At 31.8% G+C, this 19,134-nt stretch carries 19 protein-coding genes; 12 read left to right on the forward strand and 7 right to left on the reverse strand.

Annotated features, from left to right (window positions below):
• Positions 1-20: 20 nt before the first annotated feature.
• Positions 21-641 (reverse strand): hypothetical protein, encoded by a 621-nt coding sequence (locus C7448_RS05055; RefSeq protein ID WP_115900284.1) that lies wholly within the window; start codon positions 639-641, stop codon positions 21-23.
• Positions 625-1,107 (reverse strand): RNA polymerase sigma factor, encoded by a 483-nt coding sequence (locus C7448_RS05060; protein WP_115900285.1) that lies wholly within the window; start codon positions 1,105-1,107, stop codon positions 625-627. The genes C7448_RS05055 and C7448_RS05060 overlap by 17 nt, the downstream gene beginning before the upstream one ends.
• A 122-nt stretch (positions 1,108-1,229) precedes the next feature.
• Here C7448_RS05060 and C7448_RS05065 point away from each other — a divergent pair, with 122 nt between their 5' ends.
• From C7448_RS05065 to C7448_RS05090, 6 genes are read left to right on the forward strand one after another with little or no spacing between them, the layout of a single operon-like run.
• Positions 1,230-1,736, forward strand: a complete 507-nt coding sequence (locus C7448_RS05065) for a GbsR/MarR family transcriptional regulator (RefSeq protein WP_115900286.1) — start codon at positions 1,230-1,232, stop codon at positions 1,734-1,736.
• A gap of 43 nt (positions 1,737-1,779) precedes the next feature.
• Positions 1,780-2,166: a DoxX-like family protein gene (locus C7448_RS05070; protein ID WP_115900287.1), complete on the forward strand. Its 387-nt coding sequence runs from the start codon at positions 1,780-1,782 to the stop codon at positions 2,164-2,166.
• Positions 2,163-2,900, forward strand: a complete 738-nt coding sequence (locus C7448_RS05075) for a DUF2071 domain-containing protein (RefSeq protein ID WP_115900288.1) — start codon at positions 2,163-2,165, stop codon at positions 2,898-2,900. Before C7448_RS05070 ends, C7448_RS05075 begins: the two co-directional genes overlap by 4 nt.
• Positions 2,891-3,649, forward strand: coding sequence for a methyltransferase domain-containing protein (locus tag C7448_RS05080; protein ID WP_115900289.1), 759 nt, complete (start codon positions 2,891-2,893; stop codon positions 3,647-3,649). Before C7448_RS05075 ends, C7448_RS05080 begins: the two co-directional genes overlap by 10 nt.
• An 8-nt stretch (positions 3,650-3,657) precedes the next feature.
• Positions 3,658-4,053, forward strand: a complete 396-nt coding sequence (locus C7448_RS05085; RefSeq protein ID WP_115900290.1) for a hypothetical protein — start codon at positions 3,658-3,660, stop codon at positions 4,051-4,053.
• A gap of 12 nt (positions 4,054-4,065) precedes the next feature.
• Entirely contained in the window at positions 4,066-4,758 is a 693-nt protein-coding gene (locus tag C7448_RS05090) for a YqjF family protein (protein WP_115900291.1), read from the forward strand.
• 48 nt (positions 4,759-4,806) lie between these two features.
• Here the strand turns inward: C7448_RS05090 and C7448_RS05095 are convergent, their stop codons facing one another.
• The 3 genes from C7448_RS05095 to C7448_RS05105 all read right to left on the reverse strand — a co-directional run bounded on the left by C7448_RS05095 (position 4,807) and on the right by C7448_RS05105 (position 9,758).
• Complete coding sequence (locus C7448_RS05095) at positions 4,807-5,733, reverse strand: M43 family zinc metalloprotease (RefSeq protein WP_115900292.1); 927 nt, start codon at positions 5,731-5,733, stop codon at positions 4,807-4,809.
• 205 nt (positions 5,734-5,938) lie between these two features.
• Positions 5,939-9,364 carry a methylmalonyl-CoA mutase family protein gene (locus tag C7448_RS05100; RefSeq protein ID WP_115900293.1) on the reverse strand — a complete coding sequence of 1,142 codons (3,426 nt, stop codon included), beginning with the start codon at positions 9,362-9,364 and terminating at the stop codon, positions 5,939-5,941.
• A gap of 70 nt (positions 9,365-9,434) precedes the next feature.
• Positions 9,435-9,758 carry a hypothetical protein gene (locus C7448_RS05105; protein WP_115900294.1) on the reverse strand — a complete coding sequence of 108 codons (324 nt, stop codon included), beginning with the start codon at positions 9,756-9,758 and terminating at the stop codon, positions 9,435-9,437.
• 299 nt (positions 9,759-10,057) lie between these two features.
• On the opposite strand from C7448_RS05105, the gene C7448_RS05110 reads away from it, so the two are divergent.
• The 5 genes from C7448_RS05110 to C7448_RS05125 all read left to right on the forward strand — a co-directional run bounded on the left by C7448_RS05110 (position 10,058) and on the right by C7448_RS05125 (position 13,976).
• A complete protein-coding gene (locus C7448_RS05110; protein ID WP_115900295.1) occupies positions 10,058-12,052 on the forward strand; it encodes a urocanate hydratase in 1,995 nt (664 codons plus the stop codon).
• Positions 12,053-12,063: 11 nt separating this feature from the next.
• A complete protein-coding gene (locus C7448_RS05115) occupies positions 12,064-12,591 on the forward strand; it encodes a DUF4136 domain-containing protein (protein ID WP_115900296.1) in 528 nt (175 codons plus the stop codon).
• Positions 12,592-12,677: 86 nt separating this feature from the next.
• On the forward strand, positions 12,678-12,842 hold the full coding sequence (locus C7448_RS15780) for a DUF5522 domain-containing protein (RefSeq protein ID WP_159432107.1): 165 nt from the start codon (positions 12,678-12,680) through the stop codon (positions 12,840-12,842).
• A gap of 57 nt (positions 12,843-12,899) precedes the next feature.
• On the forward strand, positions 12,900-13,607 hold the full coding sequence (locus C7448_RS05120; RefSeq protein WP_115900297.1) for a DUF4197 domain-containing protein: 708 nt from the start codon (positions 12,900-12,902) through the stop codon (positions 13,605-13,607).
• Between the two features lie 171 nt (positions 13,608-13,778).
• Positions 13,779-13,976, forward strand: a complete 198-nt coding sequence (locus C7448_RS05125; protein WP_115900298.1) for a hypothetical protein — start codon at positions 13,779-13,781, stop codon at positions 13,974-13,976.
• Here C7448_RS05125 and C7448_RS05130 read toward each other — a convergent pair.
• Entirely contained in the window at positions 13,959-14,717 is a 759-nt protein-coding gene (locus C7448_RS05130; RefSeq protein WP_115900299.1) for an ABC transporter substrate-binding protein, read from the reverse strand. The two genes, C7448_RS05125 and C7448_RS05130, sit on opposite strands and share 18 nt — an antisense overlap.
• Before the next feature lie 34 nt (positions 14,718-14,751).
• Positions 14,752-15,522: a LytR/AlgR family response regulator transcription factor gene (locus C7448_RS05135; RefSeq protein ID WP_115900300.1), complete on the reverse strand. Its 771-nt coding sequence runs from the start codon at positions 15,520-15,522 to the stop codon at positions 14,752-14,754.
• A gap of 395 nt (positions 15,523-15,917) precedes the next feature.
• Here C7448_RS05135 and C7448_RS05140 point away from each other — a divergent pair, with 395 nt between their 5' ends.
• Positions 15,918-19,133, forward strand: a complete 3,216-nt coding sequence (locus C7448_RS05140; RefSeq protein ID WP_115900301.1) for a SusC/RagA family TonB-linked outer membrane protein — start codon at positions 15,918-15,920, stop codon at positions 19,131-19,133.
• Position 19,134 lies beyond the last annotated feature (1 nt).

A 19,134-nucleotide genomic window follows, 5' to 3' on the forward strand; every position in this document is an offset into this window, starting at 1 on the left:
CAACTCTGGTTTACAGTTGATTAAGAGCTTTTTAACTCTTCCATTTCTTTAATGATATTGTCGAGCTTAGAAATAAGACTGTGATATAAAACTTTGGTTGAAATGGTATATACAAAATAACCAATCATTGCAGTAGCCATAGCCACCATAAGTCCAATCACTAAGATGCCTAAGAAGGAAGTTTCGCTAGAAATATAGTTCGATAAAAAGCTTTGTTCTTTTACTCCATAGGCCAATGCGAAAATTGATACAATGGCTAGAGGAATAGCAAAAATAAATAACTTTTTTGTGGCTTTAGATACCGAGTTAATTACACTTCTATAATTTTTTAAATACGTTAGGTTGTCAGATTTAACATCTATGGTCTTAAATCTTTTTAACAATCTTGTATTAAAGAAGTACAAACTTAAGATTAAAAAAGCGCCGTAAGCCGCAATAATAGTTTCAGATAAAAGTATACCTCCAATAACTACAATTCCTGCCATAGGAAGTAACCCTTTATTGTCAAACTCGTAGGTTCTTCTAATCTTGTTAATGACTGATTTAGACTTCTGGTTGTATATATCGTTAATTTTTGGAGCTATTAATGATTGTTCGTCAAGAAAAGCTTCATTCCATCTTTTTTCAATTGATTTTTCCATCTAATAATAATTTTAATTGTTTTTTAATTCTGTTAATACGTACTGCAATATTGTTAGCACTAGTTCCAATAATTGCAGCAATTTCTTTGTAAGGATTTTCTTCTAAATGCAGTAAAATTATCGCTCTGTCGACTTCAGATAATTTTTTAATAGCATCATATAACAAGTTTAAATCTTCGTTTTGAAAAGCTTTATTATCTTCCGATAAATTGGGAGTTTTCTCTAATGTGTATTCTTTTTTAGAGTTCCTTTTAGCTAAGGTTAAACATACGTTTAGCGTAATTCGGTAAATCCAAGTAGACCATTTAGACTTGTTCTGAAAGGCATTTCTACTTTTCCATATCTGTAAACAAGCCTCTTGATAAAAGTCTTCAAAATCTTCTTGAGAGTCTGTATATGCTCTGCATATTTTAATAATTATACCCGCATGTGGTAGAATTGATGTTATATAAAAATCGTTACTCAAAATTTGGTTTTCTTAATATGTATTCTGAAAAGTAAAATTATTACAAGAGATTAAAGGAAAAATTAAAATATTTTATTTTCAATAATTACTGAAAGTTTAATAATTTATTATATATTTGCTGTATGAAATTAGAAGACGCAAAATTAAAATACATTCATACTTGGGGAAGTTTAGCTACTAGTTGGGGAATAAACAAAACGATGGCGCAAGTACATGCGTTATTGTTAGTTTCAACAAAGCCGCTTTCTGCCGATGAAATTATGGAAATCTTAAAAATTTCTAGAGGTAATGTAAATATGAATGTTCGTGCTTTGATTGATTGGGGGATTGTAAACAAAGAATTTGTAGTTGGAGAACGAAAAGAGTTTTTTGTAGCTGATAAAGATATTTGGGAATTGTTCAAGCAGGTAACAAAAGAGCGAAAAAAAAGAGAGATTGAGCCTGTATTAAAAGTACTGGAAGAATTGCAAGAAGATGTTAAAGAAAATTCTGAAGAAACGGAAGCCTTTAAAAAAGTGATGAATGATTTATCATCTGTAACCAAAACGGTAAACGGTATTTTAGAAAATGCTATTAAAGCTGATGAGCATTGGTTGTTATCAAACTTTACCAAAATGATAAAAAAGTAAAAAAATTTGAATACAAACTTTCAAAAATTTCTGAAAATTTAATATGTGTAAAAAATATATTCATATACTATTTACTTTTTTAATCGCTAGTGTTTGGTTGATTAATGGACTCTTTTGTAAAGTTTTTAATCTAGTTCCAAGGCATCAAGAAATAGTAGGAAAAATTATAAGTAATAATTATTCAAGAGAATTAACCCTTGTAATAGGAGTCTTAGAAATAGCAATGGTTGTGTGGATCCTATCAAACTATAAGTCAAAGTTAAATGCAATAACACAGATCGTAATTGTTTTAATAATGAATGTAATTGAGTTTATGATTACTTCAGACATATTACTCTGGGGTAAGCTTAATATAGTTTTTGCTGCTTTGTTTGTATTTATAGTTTATATAAATGAATTTAAGTTAAATCCTAAAAATACTGTAGCATGAAAGAGATACTAAAAAATCATCCATTTGCTGTTGAAGCATTTTTTGAAACTTCAATTGTTACAACTTTTGCAATACCAAAGGAACATTTAGAAGGCTTTATTCCTGAATGTTTGGACTTAGATACTTTTAATAATCAGTGGGCTTTTTTAGCAGTAGCTATGGTACAAACTAAAAATTTGAGACCAAAAGGATTTCCGAAAGTTTTAGGGAATGACTTCTTTTTAATTGGCTATCGCATTTTTGTGAGATATACCAATTCAAAAGGAAGAAAATTAAGAGGACTGTATATTTTAAAATCGGAAACGAATAGTAAAAGAATGGAGATAGCCGGAAATTTATTTACTCATTATAACTACACAACTTCTGATATTGAGCAGACTAAACTAGGTAGTAAAATAAGTATTAGTTCAAAAAAGTCAGATTTTAAAATAGTGTTTAAGAATCAAGCAAGTGATGTGTCATTACCAAAGTTTTCGCCTTTTTCTGATTGGAAAGAAGCAAGGCGCTTTGCGGGGCCTTTACCATTTACTTTTGCATATAATAAGCCTAAAGAAGAAGTATTAATAATTGAAGGAGTAAGAAATAATTGGAAACCAAAGCCTATTGAAATTGTCGATTATAATTTTTCATTTATAAAAGACCTTGGATTAAAAAATGTGAGAGTTGCTAACTCATTTATTATTAAAAACGTTCCATACTGCTGGAAAAAAGGGAAAATTGAATTATGGAAATAAGAAGAAGAAAGTTTCAAGGAGTATTAAATATACTTAGTTTCAATAGGCACTTTTATTACATTGGCTTAATAGCTTTATTAGCGGTTGTTTTGGGACACTATTTATTTAGCTACAATGATTACCTAAAGTGGTTTTTAGTTGTAATTATTATATACGGATTGTTAGCTCCCTTGCTAGTCTCTGTTTATGTATATGATTTTTCGAAATACTATGATTTTAAATGGGTAGATAATATTAACTTAAAAGGTAATAATAACCTTGTGAATATTAACGCAGGTTTTGATGAGACTAGTTTCATTCTAAAAAACAAGTTTCAATCATCAAATTTGCAGGTTTTCGACTTTTACAATCAAACAAGGCATACTGAACAGGCCATAAAAAGAGCAAGAAAAGTGAGTAGGGTATACCAAGCCACTAAATTGATTAGTACAAGTAAAATTCCATTAAAAGATTCATCTGTTGACATTTTGTTTTTACTCTCTGCAGCTCATGAAGTGAGGTCTAATGAGGAGAAAGAACTTTTTTTTAATGAATGTTCTAGGGTTTTAAAAAAAGGAGGAAAAGTTTTGGTCGTAGAGCATTTGAGAGATTTACCTAACTTTTTAGCTTTTACAGTAGGGTTCATGCATTTCTTTTCAAGAAAAACTTGGATGAGTGTATTTGGCAAAGCTAACCTCAAACTAGAAGAAGAGATAAAATTCACACCGTTTATGTCGGTTTTTGTTCTTGAAAAAAATAATAAAAAATAAAAATTACTATGGAAGTTCATTTAAAGATTATAGGATATTTGTTAATGCTTTTGGCTTTAATACATGTTGTTTTTCCTAAATATTTTAATTGGAAAGATGAGTTAAAGGATCTTAGTTTAATGAATAAACAAATGATGATGGTTCATACTTTTTTTATTGCACTAACAGTGTTTTTAATGGGAAGTATTTTAGTGTTAGAAAGTAGGGAATTGATAGAGACAAATCTGGGAAGAAAAATTATACTTGGTTTTGCAGTTTTTTGGTCTATTAGATTATTTATACAGTTATTCGTGTATTCTCCAGAATTGTGGAGAGGTAAAAAACTTGAAACAACTATTCACGTTTTTTTTACATGTTTTTGGGTATATATAAGTGCAGTAACTTGGAATATATGGTTTAATTAAAAATGAAATTATATGAGTTTTTTAAAAGCAGAATGGCGAAAATTGGTTATGATAAATTATGAGGTTAATCCAGAAGTACTAAAAGATTATATACCTAAAGGAACTGAATTAGATTTTTATGAAAACAAATGTTACATAAGTGTTGTAGGGTTTATGTTTTTAAACACAAAGTTGTTAGGTGTAAAAGTACCTTTTCATACAAATTTTGAAGAAGTCAATCTTCGGTTTTATGTAAAAAGAAAAGAAAAGAGAGGCGTGGTTTTTATAAAAGAAATAGTACCAAAACCAGCTATAACCTTTGTGGCGAATACTATTTATAAAGAAAACTATCAAACATTACCTATGAAACATAGTTGGATAGAGAAAAGTGATAAGTTGAAAGTATCGTATCAATGGAACATAAACAAAAAGAGAAATTCGGTTTCAGTTGAAAGTAAATCTAAATCAGCCCCAATTAAACCCTATACTGAAATTGAATTCATAGCAGAGCATTATTGGGGATATGCTAAGGATAAAAATGGAACAACTGAGTATGAAGTGAAGCATCCAACTTGGAAGTATTATCCAGTGATAGATTATAAAATAGATGTTGATTTTTCTGCTACTTATGGAGAGCACTTTTCTTTTTTACAGAATCAAAAACCTAGCTCTGTATTTTTACTAGAAGGTTCTGAAATAAGTGTTGAAAACAAAATAGTTTTATAAAATTTTCTGAATGTATTTTGAAAACTAAACTGCTCTATAAGTAATAAGTTACCTATTTATTACATTAGAAGTAGTTAAAGTTTTTCTCCTTTCTGCATGTTCAAGCACATATCTCATTCGTTTAATTTGTCCTTTGGTAAATACATTCATACATCTATCGTCAGTAAGGTTCATATAATTGTTTACAGGAGCAGGTTGTCCGTCACAGGCTTTTGGAATAGCTCCGTCGCAACCGTTAATAGAACTACTTACAGGTGGAGTATCTTCAATAAAATCGTCATAGTCATAACAAGGTTTTCCTTCAAGAGCAGCACCCCAAATATGTAATAAGCCTAAAAAATGCCCCATTTCGTGAGTTAACGTTTTACCAAGATTAATACCTCCAGTAACATCAGATTTTCCAAAGTGATGAACATTAATTAAAATACCATCACCTATGGTTTTTAACTCATCTTCTATTCCAGGTAAGTTAGTGGTAGGAAAAGAAGCTGTACCAGCAAATGTATTAGGAGCGTATCCGCCATAAACCCAAATATTGATATACTTATTAGGGTTCCAGTATTCAAACTCAGGAAGCCAATCAAATCTGTCTTTATCACCTCTTATGGGAGTGTTGTCGTAATAATTAATACGGTTAATTCCGTTAGTTGGGTTTCCGTTAGGGCCTATTTCAGCAAGTTTAAATTGAATAAAAGAATCACCACTAAGCGGGGAGTTGTTTTCTCCTAAAGTACCCGCTACTTTTCTAAAATCGTGATTTAGAGATTGAATTTGTTCTTTAATACGTTCGGTTGCTAGGTTAAAACCTCCGCCTATATTCTCTCCATCATGTATTATGTGTACGACTACTGGTAAGGTGTATACTTCTAAGTTATCTAAAGGAGGTTCTGGGTTTTCTGGTAAATCAATTTTGGATTCACTACTACAAGCAAATAGTAAAGAGAAAAGAGTCGTTATTAAAAAGATTTTTTTCATAGAATTAATGGAGTTGTATCAAATTATTGACTAGATGCTATAGAAAGCGAAAGGTTGCGTGCAATTTTTTTATTTAACGTTTTCTTGTCTTAAAAACAAGAGTTTAAGGAATAGAAACTCTTTAATAAAGAAGACATTTAAAAGTATAAAAAGCCTCACTTAAATTTAAGTGAGGCTTTAAATATTTATTTAAAGGCATTGCCTTTTACATGTTTCGCCTGTATTGACCACCAACTTCAAATAAAGCAGAAGTAATTTGACCTAACGAACAAACTTTAGTAGCATCCATTAATTTTTCAAAAAGATTTTGATTGTTAATAGCAGCCGATTGCATTTCAGATAAAAGTTGTTCTATTTTATCTTCATGAGCTTTGTTCAGATTCTCTTTCGTTTTGATTTGGAATTGTTTTTCCTCTTCTGTTGCACGAATAACTTCTTGCGGAGTAACCGTTGGAGAACCTTTAGAACTTAAGAAGGTGTTTACTCCAATAATTGGGAATTCACCTGTATGTTTTAAGGTTTCGTAGTATAAACTCTCTTCTTGAATTTTAGAACGTTGGTACATCGTTTCCATTGCTCCTAAAACACCACCACGTTCCGTAATTCTATCGAACTCAGTTAACACAGCTTCCTCAACTAAGTCAGTCAATTCTTCAATGATAAATGAACCTTGAATTGGATTTTCATTTTTAGCCAATCCTAATTCTTTATTGATGATTAACTGAATTGCCATGGCGCGACGTACCGATTCTTCTGTAGGTGTTGTAATCGCTTCGTCATAGGCATTTGTATGTAACGAGTTACAGTTGTCATAAATTGCATATAAAGCCTGCAGCGTTGTACGAATATCATTAAAATCAATTTCCTGTGCGTGTAAAGAACGTCCAGAAGTTTGAATATGGTATTTTAACATTTGCGCTCTTGGGTTCGCACCGTATTTGTGTTTTAAAGCTTTCGCCCAAATTTTACGAGCTACACGACCAATTACTGCATATTCAGGATCAATACCATTTGAGAAGAAGAACGATAAGTTTGGTCCAAACTTATTAATATCCATTCCTCTAGATAAATAATATTCTACATAGGTAAATCCGTTAGCCAACGTTAAGGCTAATTGCGTAATTGGATTCGCACCCGCTTCAGCAATATGATACCCTGAAATAGATACTGAGTAGAAATTACGAACATTTTTCTCAATAAAATATTCTTGAACATCACCCATTAAACGTAAGGCGAATTCCGTAGAGAAAATACAAGTATTTTGTGCTTGGTCTTCTTTTAAAATATCTGCTTGAACCGTACCACGCACTTGTGCCAAGGTGTTTGCTTTAATTTCAGCATATACATCCGAAGGTAAAATTTGATCACCTGTAATACCTAAAAGTAGTAACCCTAATCCGTCATTACCTTCTGGTAAATCACCATTATATTTAGGACGTTCTATCCCTTTATCGTCATATAATTCTTTAAGCTTTGCTTCAACCTTTTTCTCTAGTTTATGCTCTTTGATGTATTTTTCACAATTCTGGTCGATTGCTGCATTCATAAAGAATCCTAATAACATCGGAGCAGGACCGTTGATAGTCATAGAAACCGAAGTCATTGCATGACTTAAATCAAATCCAGAATATAATTTTTTAGCATCGTCTAAACAACAAATAGATACCCCAGCATTTCCAATTTTACCATAAATATCAGGTCTGTGTCCTGGGTCGTTACCATATAAAGTAACCGAATCAAAAGCAGTAGATAAACGCTTTGCAGGCATACCCAAACTCACATAGTGGAAACGACGATTGGTACGCTCAGGTCCACCTTCACCAGCAAACATACGTGTTGGATCTTCTCCCGTACGTTTAAAAGGATATAATCCTGAAGCATATGGGAACTCTCCTGGTACATTTTCTTGTAAATTCCAGCGTAATAAATCACCCCAAGCTTGGTATTTTGGTAAGGCTACTTTTGGAATTTGTGTGTGAGAAAGCGACTCTGTATGTGTTTCTATTTTAATTTCCTTATCACGTACTTTAAACGAGTAAATAGGGTCTTTGTACTTTTTTACTTTCTCTTGCCAGTTTAAAATGATTTCCCAGTTATAAGGATCTAAGTCCATTTTTACTCGGTCAAATTCAGCAACTAAAAGTTTAAGGAAACCTTTATTTTCTTCTGTAATATTAACAGAATTATCTTCTATTCCTGATTTATCAAGAGTTATTTCTGTTTCAGAAACACTTTCAATAGTTTTATAAATTCCATATAATTTCTGAGCTACTTTTTCTTGCTCATCAACTTTTTTATCGTATGCGCGGTTGTTTTCTGAAATTTCAGATAAATAACGTGTTCTACTAGGAGGAATTACAAATATCTTTTCAGACATTTCTTTCGTGATTTCAAAAGTAGATTGTAAATCAGCTCCTGCCTTTTCAACTAACTTATCCATAATCGCTTTGTATAGCGAGTTCATTCCTGGATCGTTAAATTGAGATGCAATAGTTCCAAAAACAGGCATGTCATCCATATGAATATCCCATAGATTGTTGTTACGCATGTATTGTTTTTTTACGTCGCGTAAGGCATCTAAAGCACCTCTTTTATCAAATTTGTTGATGGCTACCAAGTCAGCGAAATCTAACATGTCGATTTTTTCTAACTGCGTAGCAGCTCCAAATTCAGGAGTCATTACATACAAAGAAGTATCAGAATGCTCGATAATCTCCGTATCAGATTGTCCAATACCTGAAGTTTCTAAAATAATTAAATCAAATTCTGCAGCTTTTAAAACTTCAACCGCTTCGTTCACATATTTAGATAAAGCCAAGTTTGATTGACGAGTTGCCAACGAGCGCATATACACACGCTCATTGTTAATGGCATTCATACGAATACGGTCACCTAACAAAGCTCCACCTGTTTTTCTTTTTGATGGGTCAACTGAGATTAATCCGATAGTTTTTTCTGGGAAATCAATTAAAAAACGACGAACTAATTCATCTACTAAACTCGATTTACCAGCACCACCCGTACCCGTAATTCCTAAAACCGGAGTTTTAGAATTTTTATTTTTTTCGTGAATAGCATCTAAAGCCTCTTTGGCAACTTCTGGGAAGTTTTCCGCAGCAGAAATTACGCGAGCAATACTCCCCACTTCTTTATCTGCTAATTTATTTACCTCACCGTTTAGTGAATCTCCGATAGCAAAGTCTGATTGTTGAACTAAATCGTTAATCATTCCTTGTAATCCTAATTCACGACCATCATCAGGAGAGTAAATACGAGTAATTCCGTAGTCCATCAATTCTTTGATTTCCTCAGGAAGAATTACTCCGCCGCCGCCGCCGAATATTTTAATATGTCCAGCTCCTTTTTCTTGCAATAAATCGTACATGTACTTAAAGTACTCATTATGCCCACCTTGATACGAAGTCATTGCAATGGCATTTGCATCTTCTTGAATAGCACAGTTAACCACTTCTTCAACACTTCTATCATGTCCTAAGTGAATTACTTCAACCCCTGTAGATTGAATAATTCGGCGCATAATATTGATGGCAGCATCGTGTCCATCAAATAAAGAAGCTGCAGTTACAATTCGTACTTTGTGTTTAGGTTTATAGGGAGTTATTTGTTCCATTCGTAAATTGTCTTAATTTTCGGGTACGCAATTTACGGAAATCTAAAAAAAAAGTAGGATGTTTTAACAATTATAAATAGGAAAGGAATGCCCACCTTTTTCGAGTAGTGATATAATCTAAATTATGTTCATTTTGATAGGCTTCTCGCTCAAAACTTAGGTTTTTATAAGCTAATGATGTTTTTTGATAAATTAATAGCTTGATAAACCATTCTAAAAAATAAAAAAGGTAGAAGAAGATAATTAGTAACTCTAATTGCTGCTTTAAGTGTATTTTTTCATGATTTATTAAAACAGGATCACCTTTTAAATCTTCTCTTTTTAAAAAGATAAAAGGGTATAATGTCATTCCAGAAAAACCTTTTGGGATTATATGTTTTGAAATAAATATCATAAACCTATTTGTGCAATACAACTTATCAAAGGTACAATTTATTGTTAGTACAACAGAAAAAATAAAAAGAGATGAAAAATTTATGCTTTTTAAAAGTACCGTTTTTAACTGTATAAACTTATATTTGTGCAAACTTCAAAGAAGATGGATTTTTTAACTTTAAAATATAAGAAGAGGATTGAAGCTCAGTACCACAGAGCAGATATCCGTTATCCATAGTTTCTTCATTTTTACGCTTATCAATACACATAAAACTAACAAGTTTTCAAGCTTTTATTGAAAACTCAAAAACGTATAAAATGACTTTTAAAGAACAAATAAAACAAGGAATACCAACTGCATTACCTCCAAAAAAGGAGTATGACACTACTATAAATCATGCGCCTAAACGTAAAGAAATTTTAACTGAAGAAGAAAAAAAGTTAGCTTTACGTAATGCATTGCGTTATTTTGATAAACAATACCATGAAGAATTATTACCTGAATTTACTGAGGAATTAGAAAAGTACGGGCGTATTTATATGTATCGTTTGCGTCCTGATTATGAAATGAAGGCACGCTCTATCGAAGAGTATCCAGGAAAGTCGGAGCAAGCAAAAGCAATCATGATAATGATTCAAAACAATTTAGATTATGCTGTAGCACAACACCCACATGAATTAATTACGTATGGAGGTAACGGAGCAGTATTTTCTAATTGGGCTCAGTACTTATTAACCATGCAATATTTGTCACAGATGACAAATAAACAAACATTGGTAATGTACTCAGGTCATCCAATGGGATTATTTCCTTCGCATAAAGATGCTCCGAGAGTGGTTGTAACTAACGGAATGATGATTCCGAATTACTCGAAACCAGATGATTGGGAAAAATTCAACGCTTTAGGTGTAACTCAATATGGACAAATGACTGCAGGAAGTTATATGTACATTGGTCCGCAAGGAATTGTTCATGGAACAACCATTACTGTGCTAAACGGATTCCGTAAGATTAAAAAAGAACCTAAAGGAAATTTATTTGTTACTGCTGGTTTAGGTGGAATGAGTGGTGCGCAACCAAAAGCAGGAAATATAGCTGGTTGTATTACTGTTTGTGCTGAGGTAAACCCGAAAATAACACAGGTTCGTTTAGAACAAGGTTGGATTGATGAAAAAATTACCGATTTAGATGAATTGGTAGCACGTGTTAGAAAAGCAAAAGAAAATAAAGAAGTAGTTTCGTTAGCATACTTAGGAAACATAGTGGATGTTTGGGAAAAGTTTGCTGAAGAAGATGTGTATATCGATTTAGGTTCAGATCAAACATCATTGCATAATCCTTGGGCAGGAGGATACTACCCAGTTGATATTTCGTTTGAAGAGTCAAACGAAATGATGGCTAACAATCCTGAATTATTTAAAGAAAAGGTACAAGAAACCTTACGTCGCCATGCAAAAGCGATTAATAAACATACAGAAAAAGGAACTTATTTCTTTGATTACGGAAATGCTTTCTTGTTAGAAGCGAGCAGAGCAGGAGCTGATGTAATGAATCCGAATCCGACTTTAGGAAGAGAGTTTAAGTATCCTAGTTATGTACAAGATATCATGGGGCCTATGTGTTTCGATTATGGTTTTGGTCCGTTTCGTTGGGTATGTACCTCAGGAAAACCAGAAGATTTAGCTAAAACAGATGCTATTGCGTGTAAAGTGTTGGAGAAAATCAAGAAAAAATCTCCTGAAGAAATCCAACAGCAAATGGCGGATAATATTCAGTGGATTAAAGGAGCACAAGAAAATAAGTTAGTAGTAGGCTCACAAGCACGTATCTTGTATGCAGATGCTGAAGGACGTATGAAAATAGCGGAAGCTTTTAATAAAGCAATTAAGAAAGGAAAAATAGGTCCAGTAGTCTTAGGTCGTGATCACCACGATGTTTCTGGAACCGATTCGCCTTATCGTGAAACTTCTAATATTTATGATGGATCTCGTTTTACAGCAGATATGGCAATTCATAATGTTATTGGAGATAGTTTTAGAGGAGCCACTTGGGTTTCTATCCATAATGGAGGTGGAGTAGGCTGGGGAGAAGTAATTAATGGAGGATTTGGCATGCTTCTTGATGGTTCTAAAGATGCATCAAGACGTTTAAAATCAATGCTTTTCTGGGATGTTAATAACGGAATTGCAAGACGTAGTTGGGCACGAAATAACGAAGCTGTTTTTGCTATTAAACGTGCCATGGAAGCTGAAAAGAAGTTAAAAGTAACACTTCCTAACTTAGTAGATGATGCATTATTAGAAAATATGTAAACTCTAAGAAAATGAAAAATTTAAAATTACTTTTTTTACCAATTGTAGCCTTACTAATTACTTCTTGTAGTTCAGTAAGAGTAGTAACTGATTACGATACACAAACTGATTTTAATCAGTACAAAACATTTGCGTTTTACAAGACTGGGATTGACAAAGCTCCAATTTCTGATTTAGATAAAAAACGTATTATGCGTGCTATTGAAGCAGAGTTGATGGCTAAAGGAATGACAAAATCAGCTACTCCAGATGTTTTAGTGAGTTTGTTTACTAAATCTCGTGAGCGTATAAATGTAAACGATAATTACTATGGAGGGTTTTATTACCCATGGTATTATGGGCAAAGCCCTGTAACTGTTTCTCAATATACTGAAGGAACATTATTTGTTGATTTATTAGATGCTCAAAAGAAAGAATTGGTATGGCAAGGAATAGGTACTGGTGCTTTAAGAACAAGTAGTGTAGAACGGAAAGAAGCTCGTGTTAAAGAGTTTGTAGGTGAGATTATGGCGGAGTATCCTCCTAATGGTAAAAAGTAAGATTTAATTTTTATTAAAGATTAATATAAATACGTTAAGCAGGAATATAAAACCTGTTTAACGTATTTTTTTATGATATTTGTAATATGAGAAATAAGATATTAAAACCTACTCCTGATGAGTATTATACTAATGAACAAGGATATAGGGTTTTTAAAGAAGCATACCATTTACGACGAGGATATTGTTGTAAAAGTGGATGTAAACACTGTCCGTATGGATATGATAAAAATACGGATAGCTTCAAATAAATGTGACAATAATCAGTTTATTGTTTCTAAAAGATAAATAAAATCAAACAAGTAAATATGAAAAAAATTACAATATTCTTTATTGCACTTACTTTTATGGGATGTGCAGAATTACAAAAAGTGGTAAATCAATTACCACAAGGTGGAGTATTATCACAAAGTCAAATAGGTAATGGTTTACGTCAAGCTTTAGATAATGGTATTCAGCATCAGGTAACCAAGTTAACTTCGAAAGATGGATTTTATAAAAATAATTTGGTGAAAATTTTATTGCCAGAAGAGTTACAGGCAGTTGATAGAGGTTTGAGAAAAATAGGTTTAGGGAATTTAGCTGATGAGGGTTTAAAAGCAATTAATAGAACAGCTGAAGATGCTGTAAAAACAGCAACACCAATTTTTGTAAATGCAGTTAAGGAAATCACCTTTGCAGACGCAAAAAATATTTTATTAGGAGCTGATAATGCTGCAACTTCTTATTTAGAAGGGAAAACAACATCGGCTTTGTATAGTGAGTTTAACCCAGTGATTAAAAATTCTTTTGCTAAGGTAGGAGCTGATAAAATTTGGTCAAACTTAATCTCAAAATATAACAGTATTCCATTCGTAAAAAAAGTAAATCCAGATTTAACTGATTATGTGACTACTGAAGCTTTAGAGGGGGTATTTACCATGATTGCAGTTGAAGAAAAAGGGATACGTAATAAGGCAGGTCTGCGTGATACGGCATTGTTACGTCAGGTATTTGCATTGCAGGACAACAGGTAGATAATGAGAGTTATTATCAAAAAACAAAAAACTCTTGATTTTTTCAAGAGTTTTTTTGTTTTGTAATATATAATTAAGGGGTTTTTCCCTTTTTTTATTTATGGGCTAGTTTTATGTGTTTGTAAATCAAATAAATATGTATATTTATAATCAGTATTAACCCAATTAGAAATGTCTAGAATTAATCAATTACGAAGGTATAGAAAACATCTTGAAGAAAGATACCGTAGATTGGTTGAGACTGCTAACGATTATAAGTATGAAGATGAGTGTAAAAGTGATCGCTCTGCATTCAAAGCAATGAAGATATTAGAAAAGCTAAATAGAATAAAATATTTAGATGAAGATATGTCAAATCCTATTGTGTAACTCCTTAAAGTAATCAAAAGCTTTTAACAACCTACTACCGTACCAAGAAAAGTATTCACCGTCAACTAAGATAGGAGTGGAGTTATTTGTGTGTTCTTTTATTTCAATAATATGCTTTTCTTTAAAAGGGAAAGGTTCAGAAGATAATAAAATCAATTTTGTTTTTTTATTCTGGATATCTTCTATGTCAACTTCAGGATATCTCTCTTCGTTAGCATAAACATTTTCAAACCTATTTAGTTCCAGTAGATGGTTTATGAATGTGTTATTCGCAGCTACCATCCATGGATTTCTCCAAATAAAGTAAGCTACTTTAGTGTTTTTTTTGTTTGCAACAAATTTTTTAAAATCTATTATTTTAGATTTTAAAACACTAATCATTTTGTTAGCTTCAGTTTGTTTTTCAAAAAAGCTTCCGTATAAAGAAATCAATTCTAAAGAATCAGTAAGTGTAAAAATATCAGAAACATGGGTAAATGCTATTTGTTGACAAGCTTCAACTATTTCTTTAGTGTTTTCTTCCTTATTACAAAGAATAATATCAGGTTGAAGCTCTTTTATTTTGTCAATTTTTATGTTTTTGGTGCCACCAACAATGGTTTTTGTTTTTGTTAAGTGTGTTGGATGAATACAAAACTTTGTTACGCCTAAAATGTTCTCTTCAAGTCCTAAGTCAACTAAAAGTTCTGTTTGACTTGGAACTAAAGAAATGATTTTTTTATATTTTTTATCAATGCTCATTAAGCAAAAATAAGGATTCAAAAAGAAAGGTTTATTATTTAACCCCCATAAGTTCTTGAAAGTCTTTTTTGTAGCTTTTACTTACTCTGAAGGTTTTATTATCGTTAATTTTTACATCTGTTTCACCATAATTAGAAGTGATAATTTCATCAATAAAATTAGAGTTAATTATTGTAGATCTATGTATTCTAACAAAAAGGTTTGAGTTTAATCTTTTGATGATGCTAGATAAAGATTCTCTTAATAAGTACTTTTTATTATCAGTAGTGAAAATTTCTACATAATAACCAGAGGCAGAGATATACTTAATAGAGTTTCGCTCTAAGAAAATTATCTTATTTCCTGATTTAATATTAATTTTAGTACCCTTTACTGGTATTTCAATAGGAGTCTTCTCTTTTACAAGGTCTAAGATGTTGTCTAAGTCTGAAAGCTTTTCTATTTTTTTATAATCGATAACCTTTTTAATTGAGGCATAAAAACGATCTTCTTTTAACGGTTTTAAGAGATAGTCAAAAGCAAAATAATCAAAGGCTTTTACAGCATGTTCATTTGAAGAAGCAGTAAAAATAAAAATTGGCTTTTTGGAAAGGGTGATTTTCTCTATAATATCAAACCCAGTCATATCGTTGATTTTTGTATCAAGGTAAACAACATCCGGACTTAAAGTATTGATTTTCTTTATAGCATCTAGGCCATTGGAGCATTCACCAACAATTTCTATAAAACTATAATCGCTTACTAATTTTTTAAACCTAGATCTAGCAGTTTTTTCGTCGTCAACAATTAAAATTGATATTTTCATTTACATTTTGTTTTCCAAAAACTATAACAGCCATATAAGGGATAGCCCTAATTAAATGCTTGTCTAACTGTAGTTGAAGTTTTATTAAAACTAGAGTTTTTTGTTAAAGTTAGATTGGTAATTATTAAAAGGTAGTTGAAGGAGACTGCTTTATTAATAATTAGTTGATTAATGTTGCAAAAATAATGAAGAAAACCTTTAAAAGGAAGCTAAATAATGAGGTTTAAAAAAAAATTAACATTAATTAACATCTTGCTGTTTTTAGTAAGCTTGTTATTGACTTCTCAAAACTGTTTTCTCACATCAAATTAAGGGTTGTTAACTTCAAATAGGTGTTAGCAAAAACTTATAGCCTTTAGATTTACAACTGTTAATTAATAAAAATTTAATAATTTATGAATCTACATTTAAAAAATGTGATCTGTGTATTCTTCTTTTTTGGTTTTTTACTGAATATGAGTGCACAGGAGAAAAAAATCACTGGAGTGGTGTCTGATAGTGCAGGACCTTTACCTGGTGTAAATGTAATTTTAAAGGGTACGACCATGGGTACTGAAACAGACTTTGATGGTAAGTATTCATTAAAAGCAAAGACAGGAGATGTTTTAGTTTTTAGTTTCGTTGGAATGCAAGTAACTGAGAGAACTGTGGGAGCAGGCTCAGAACTAAATGTTTTAATGAAAGAAGATGCTAACATATTAGATGAAATTGTAGTTGTTGGTTATGGAACAACAACTAAACAATCTTTTACAGGTACAGCCAAAGTGGTGAAAGCAGAAGCCTTAGAAGCAAAAAGTGTTTCTAACGTGTCTCAAGCTTTAGCAGGTGAGGTTGCTGGTGTTAATGTAATTAATACTTCAGGACAACCAGGTACTGTAGCAACTATTCGTATTCGTGGTTTTGGTTCAGTAAATGGAAGTAGAGATCCATTATATGTAGTAGATGGAGTTCCTTTTTCAGGATCAATAAACTCTATTAACCCTTCTGATATAGCTTCTACAACAGTATTAAAAGATGCTTCAGCAACTGCTATTTATGGTTCTAGAGGGGCAAATGGTGTTATTATGATTACAACAAAGTCTGGTAAATCAGGAAAAACATCTGTAGAAGTTGATTTAAAAACAGGAGTTAATTTTCAATTATTACCAAGGTATGATGTAATAAAATCTCCAGATGAGTATATAGAATTATCTTGGCATGCAATGGCAAATAGAGGTTTAGATATTGATCCAACAATAGATGGAGCAGCTTATGCAAATCAAAATTTATTTGACTCAAGAAGAGGTATTAGTAGTGCTTTTAATTACTTTACTACTAGTGATGTTTCTCAAATTATAGACCCAACTACAGGGAAAGTAAGATCTGGGGTGTCAAGAAAATATACTCCAGAAAACTGGGGAGATTATGCTTTCCAATCTTCTATAAGAACTGAGGCAAATGTTAAAATGAGTGGAGGTAATGAAAATACTAAATACTTTAGCTCTTTTGGTTATTTAGATGATAAAGGATACTCTATTAATTCTGGATATAAAAGATATGCATCAAGATTGAACATTACTCATAAACCAGCAGAATGGTTAACAGCAAAGGCTAATGTGGGTTATACTTTAGGCAAGTCTATTGAAAATGGACAATCTGATGACTCAGGAAGTATTTTTTGGTATGTAGATAATATTCCATCTATTTACCCTTTGTTTTTACGTGATGCAAATGGTGATTTTGTAAAAGATACTAAATATGGAGGGAATCAATACGATTATAGAGATAGAGGTTTTGGTGGTGGTACCAATGCTTTAGGTAATGCTCAACATAATTTTATCGGTTCTGATCGTCACTCATTAAATGGTAATTTTTCATTTAAAGTATCTCTTTTAGAAGGGTTAGAGTTCGAAACACAATATGGAGCTCAATATTATAGCCAAATTTATGATGAAGTTCAGAATCCATTCTATGGCTTTGCTGTTCAACAAAGAGGAACTTTATACAAAGAAAACGAAAGTGTTTTAACCCAGAACTTCTTAAATATTTTTAGATATAACAAGAATTTTGGAAATCACAACCTTTCTGCTTTAGTAGCACATGAAACTAACCAGTCTGAATTTCAGATTAGCACATTAAGTAAAAATAGAGTTGTTAATTTACAAAGTGGTTTAAAAGATCCTAATAACTATGTGGTAGTTTCTTCACCTTCAACAGGTTATAGTACTAGGTCTGCTTTAGAAAGTTATTTTGGACAAGTATCATATAACTACAAAAGAAAGTATTATTTTTCTGGAGCTATAAGACGTGATGGATCATCTAGATTTGCTAAAGATAAATGGGGAACTTTTGGGTCTTTAGGAGCATCATGGATTTTATCTGAAGAAAACTTTATCTCTGACATAAATTTTATTAATTTTTTAAAGCTTAAGGCTAGTTATGGTATTTTAGGAGATCAAGCTGGTGTTGATATTTACTCTGGTAGAGATAGTTACACAATAGGTAACCTAGGAGGACAGATTTCATTAAGACCAAATGCTATACAAAACCCTAATTTAACATGGGAGACATCTAAAATGTTCCAAACAGGAGTGGAGTTTACTGTTTTAAATAATAAACTTGAAGGATCTGTAGATTATTATGTTAAGAATACTGAAGATTTAATTTTCGAAAGGAGATTACCTCCTTCATCAGGTAATGGTCTTGTTGATGTAAATGATGGAACATTAAGAAACTCAGGAGTAGAGATTGACTTAACGGCACATTTAATAGAAAAAGAAAACTATAAGTTAGATTTTGGTATTAATGGAGAAATGTTTAATAGTGAGCTAACTGAAATGCCTATCGATCCAGCAACTGGGGAAAGAAAATTTTTAGATATCGCAGGAAGTTTTGGTAGAGCTAAAGGAAAAGGTCTTTTTGATTATTACATGAGAGAATGGGCTGGAGTAGATGCACAAACAGGGGTACCTCTTTGGAATCAATACTATCACGATGCAAATAATAATGGAACTATAGATGATGGTGAAGGTATTAGAAGTTTAGCAGAATACAAAAACCAATTCCCAAATAATACTATTAGTAAAACTACAACAAGTACTTATAGTGACGCTACTCAGAAGTATATAAATAAGTCTATCATACCAAAAATTAGAGGTGCATTTAGATTAAACGCTAAAGTACATGACTTTACATTAAGTACTTTGTTTGGTTATAGTTTAGGAGGACACTCTTATGATAATGTATATGCTAGCTTAATGGATAACGGACAGGTTGGGTCAGGTAACTGGCATACAGATATAAGAAATAGCTGGAAACAACCAGGAGATATTACTAGTGTACCAAGATTAATTAGTGATAGAAACATTCAAGTAAATTCTGTTTCTTCACGTTTTATAACATCAACAGATTATTTAGCTTTAAGTAATGTTAGATTAGGATATACTATACCAAGTAGTTTTATAGAGAATTCAGGAGTTAAATCTTTAAGTTTATGGATAGCTGGAGATAACTTATTTTTATTAAGTGCTAGAAAAGGGTTTAACCCAATGACATCTGAAACAGGTTCGTCTGACGTATATCGTTATCAACCATTATCTACAATTACTTTTGGTGTAAGAGCTAAATTTTAAA

The organism is Tenacibaculum gallaicum, assembly GCF_003387615.1.
Classification (GTDB): domain Bacteria; phylum Bacteroidota; class Bacteroidia; order Flavobacteriales; family Flavobacteriaceae; genus Polaribacter; species Polaribacter gallaicus.